This window comes from Streptomyces pathocidini (assembly GCF_001418495.1).
Classification (GTDB): Bacteria; Actinomycetota; Actinomycetes; order Streptomycetales; family Streptomycetaceae; genus Streptomyces; species Streptomyces pathocidini.
Genome location: NZ_LIQY01000391.1, coordinates 1 through 3,445, shown reverse-complemented (window position 1 = coordinate 3,445; position 3,445 = coordinate 1). Strand labels below are relative to the sequence as shown.

The window sequence follows — 3,445 nt, the reverse complement described above, 5'->3', positions numbered from 1 at the left end:
ACTGCCCCACCCTCCCGTCGACGCACTCGCGCAGCAGGTCCGCGTGGCCGCAGTGGCGGGCGTACTCCTCGATACGGTGGACCAGCAGCTCGCGGACCGAGGTCCCGTCCTTGCCCAGACGCTCACCGAGGTCCGAGTGCGCGGCCAACGCCGCGTCAGTCGTGGCCTGTTCGCGCTCCAGATCGGCGTACGCGGCGTCGACCACGGCCTGTTCGGCGACGGCTCCGTCGAAGTCCGCGTCCCGCGCGCCGTACAGCTTCGGCAGCGGGTCGGCGTCGCTGATCCAGTTGCGCCAGTCCCGCTCCACCTCGGCGAGGTGCCGCACCAGGCCGAGCAGCGACATCGTCGACGGCGGAACCGACCGGCGGGCCAGCTGCTCCGCGTCCAGGCCCTCGCACTTCATCCGCAGGGTGGTGCGGTAGTCCGTGAGGAACTCCAGCAGCGTCGCGAGCTCGCCGTCGGGCCCGACTCCGTCGCGGTCACGCGGGTCGTCGTCCGGGTCGACCCACATGTCGGGGTAGACGGTCGCCCGGGTCCATCGTGCGGGTTGGTCACTCATGCGACCCATGTTCGTCCCCAACAGCCCGACTCCGCCAGTGAGTTTCGGCGCACCGTGGAGGCGAGGGCCGCACCGGCGGGGGACCGCCTACCGCGGCTGGGTCGCGATCTGGATCAGGTTGCCGCAGGTGTCGTCGAAGACGGCGGTGGTGACGGGGCCCATCTCCAGGGGCTCCTGGGTGAAGACGACACCGAGGCCGCGCAGACGCTCGTACTCCGCCCGCACGTCGTCGACGGCGAACTGGGCGAGCGGGATGCCGTCCTCGACGAGCGTGTCGCGGTAGGTCCTGGCGGCCGGGTGGCCGAGGGGCTCCAGAAGGAGTTCGGTGCCGTCCGGGTCCTCGGGCGAGACGACGGTCAGCCACCGGTCCTTCTCCCCCACCGGGACGTCGTGCTTCTTCACGAAGCCGAGAATCTCGGTGTAGAAGCGCTCGGCCTTGGCCTGGTCGTCTACGAAGACGCTGGTCAGATGGATCTTCATGAGGTGTTCTCCTCCGGTCCGGACGAGTCGGGTACGAGCCATCGCTCGGCGATCCGCCGCAGCGGGGCCGTGTTCAGGTCGTGGAACTTGTAGCGGCCCTCTCGCCTGGTCTGGACGAGCCCGGCGGCCTCCAGCACGGCGAGGTGCTGGGAGACCCCCTGGCGCGAGATGCCGAGCCGGTGCTTCATGCTCAGCCGCGAGCAGATCTCGAACAGCGTCTGCCCGGACTTCTCACTGAGCTCGTCGAGGATCGTGCGACGGGTGGGGTCGGCCAAGGCTTTGAAAAGGTCGTCGGCCACAACCAGAGCATAGGCAACTACAAGCTTGCCTATCAAGTCGAGGCGCGGGCGTGCCTACAGCACGAACCCGTGCGGGAACGGGTCGCTCGGGTCGAGCAGATGGTTCGCCGTGGCGGTGATCCAGGCCCGGCCGGAGAACTCGGGGACGACGGCGGGCACTCCGCCGACCTCGGCGGTCTCCAGCAGCCGACCGGTGAACTTCGTACCGATGAACGACTCGTTGACGAAGTCGGTGTTCAGCGGCAGCGCCCCGCGGGCATGCAGCTGGGCCATCCGGGCCGAGGTGCCGGTGCCGCACGGCGAGCGGTCGAACCAGCCTGGGTGGATGGCCATGGCGTTGCGCGAGTGCCGCGCGGTGGAGTCCGGGGCCAGGAACTGCACGTGCTTGCAGCCGCCGATCAGCGGGTCGACCGGGTGGACCGGCCGGTTCCGCTCGTTGACCACCCGCATGATCGACAGCCCGGCGGCAAGGATCTCCTCCTTGCGCGCCCGATCGAACGGCAGCCCGATCCCGTCCAGTTCGACGATGGCGTAGAAGTTCCCGCCGTACGCCATGTCGTAGCGGACCTCGCCGAGACCCGGCACCTCCACGGTCGCGTCGAGATCGAGTGCGAAGGCGTCCACATTGCGCAACGTGACCTTCTCCGCGCGGCCGTCGCGGACCGCCACCCGGGCCTCGACCAGCCCGGCGGGCGTGTCGAGCCGGACCGTGGTCTCCGGTTCGGTGACCGGGACCATCCCGGTTTCCACCAGGACGGTGGCCACACCGATGGTGCCGTGGCCGCACATCGGCAGGAACCCACTGACCTCGATGTAGAGCACGCCCCAGTCGGCGTCCAAGCGGGTCGGCGGCTGGAGGATCGCACCGCTCATCGCGGAATGCCCGCGCGGTTCGTCGACCAGGAACCGGCGCAGCCCGTCCAGGTGTTCCACGGCATGGCGGCGGCGCTCGGCCATGGAGTCGCCGGAGATCGGGCCCACCCCACCGGTGACGACGCGGGTGGGCATGCCCTCGGTGTGGGAGTCGACGACGCTGATCGTGCGGATGGACCTCATCAGGCGGACTTCTCCAGGGACGCGATGGCGCGGGCCATGTCGGCCCGGACCTGCTCGCGCATCCGCTCGGTGAGCGGCCCGCGCGGCGGGCGGCAGGGGCCGCCGAACCGGCCCACTTCTTCCATGCCGAGCTTGATGGCCTGGACGAACTCGGTACGCGAGTCCCAGCGGAACGCGGCGACCAGCGGCTCGTACAGTGCGCGGGCCTCCTCCAGCTTGCCGGCCGTGGCCAGGTCGTACAGCCGGGCCGACTCGGCGGGGAAGACGTTCGGGAAGCCCGCGAACCAGCCGGTGGCGCCCATCAGCAGGCTCTCCAGGACGACGTCGTCGGCGCCGCTGATGACCTCCAGGCCGGGCGCCTGCTCCTTGATCTCCAGCACGCGGCGGACGTCGCCGGAGAACTCCTTGATCGCGACGATGTTGTCGATCCGGGCGATCTCCGCGACCAGGTCCGGGGTCAGGTCGACCTTGGTGTCGATGGGGTTGTTGTAGACCATCACCGGCAGGCCGACCGAGGCCACGGCCTCGAAGTGGGCGAGGACCTCTCCGCGGTTGGCGCGGTACATGGTCGGCGGCAGGCACAGCAGCCCGTCGGCGCCGTCCTCCGCCGCCACCTCGGCCCAGTGTTTGGCCTGGTGCGAACCGACGCCGTGCACTCCGACGACCACCACGCCCGAGTCGCCGACCGCCTCGATCGCGGTACGGGCCACCTTGCGGCGCTCCTCGTCGGTCAGCGACGAGTACTCGCCCAGCGAGCCGTTCGGGCCGATGCCGCGGCAGCCGTTCGCCACCAGCCAGCGGCAGTGCTCGGCGTACTTGTCGTAGTCGACGGCCAGGCCTGCCGGGGCGGAGGCGTCCTCGTAGTACGGGAGGGCAGTGGCCACGACCACGCCGCCGAGAGAGAGGGTCTGCTTCTTCGTACCGCTCATGAACTCTGCTCCTTTGTCGAGGAGTTGGACCACTTGTCAGGAGGTCGGACGCTGTGCGTAGTGGGAATCCCGGGAGTGGCCAGGGGTGGGGTCCTGGGCAGGGGATTCGGTGGGTCCTGGGC

Annotated in this window: 5 protein-coding genes; all 5 read right to left on the bottom strand. The window is 70.0% G+C overall.

The window, feature by feature from the left end:
• Positions 1-568, bottom strand: a 568-nt coding sequence (locus AOK16_RS18475) for a DinB family protein (protein ID WP_079101529.1), incomplete at its 3' end; no start/stop codon positions are given.
• 78 nt (positions 569-646) lie between these two features.
• Positions 647-1,039 (bottom strand): VOC family protein, encoded by a 393-nt coding sequence (locus AOK16_RS18470; protein WP_055473340.1) that lies wholly within the window; start codon positions 1,037-1,039, stop codon positions 647-649.
• Positions 1,036-1,338 (bottom strand): ArsR/SmtB family transcription factor, encoded by a 303-nt coding sequence (locus tag AOK16_RS18465; protein ID WP_055473339.1) that lies wholly within the window; start codon positions 1,336-1,338, stop codon positions 1,036-1,038. Before AOK16_RS18465 ends, AOK16_RS18470 begins: the two co-directional genes overlap by 4 nt.
• 54 nt (positions 1,339-1,392) lie before the next feature.
• Entirely contained in the window at positions 1,393-2,394 is a 1,002-nt protein-coding gene (locus AOK16_RS18460; protein ID WP_055473338.1) for a proline racemase family protein, read from the bottom strand.
• Positions 2,394-3,323 (bottom strand): dihydrodipicolinate synthase family protein, encoded by a 930-nt coding sequence (locus tag AOK16_RS18455; protein ID WP_055473337.1) that lies wholly within the window; start codon positions 3,321-3,323, stop codon positions 2,394-2,396. Before AOK16_RS18455 ends, AOK16_RS18460 begins: the two co-directional genes overlap by 1 nt.
• Positions 3,324-3,445 lie beyond the last annotated feature (122 nt).

What these genes read in the sequence shown, in the direction of transcription:
- AOK16_RS18470 (WP_055473340.1), bottom strand. Translation starts at nt 1,039, where the DNA reads ATGAAGATCCATCTGACCAGCGTCTTCGTAGACGACCAGGCCAAGGCC.
- AOK16_RS18460 (WP_055473338.1), bottom strand. Translation starts at nt 2,394, where the DNA reads ATGAGGTCCATCCGCACGATCAGCGTCGTCGACTCCCACACCGAGGGC.
- AOK16_RS18455 (WP_055473337.1), bottom strand. Translation starts at nt 3,323, where the DNA reads ATGAGCGGTACGAAGAAGCAGACCCTCTCTCTCGGCGGCGTGGTCGTG.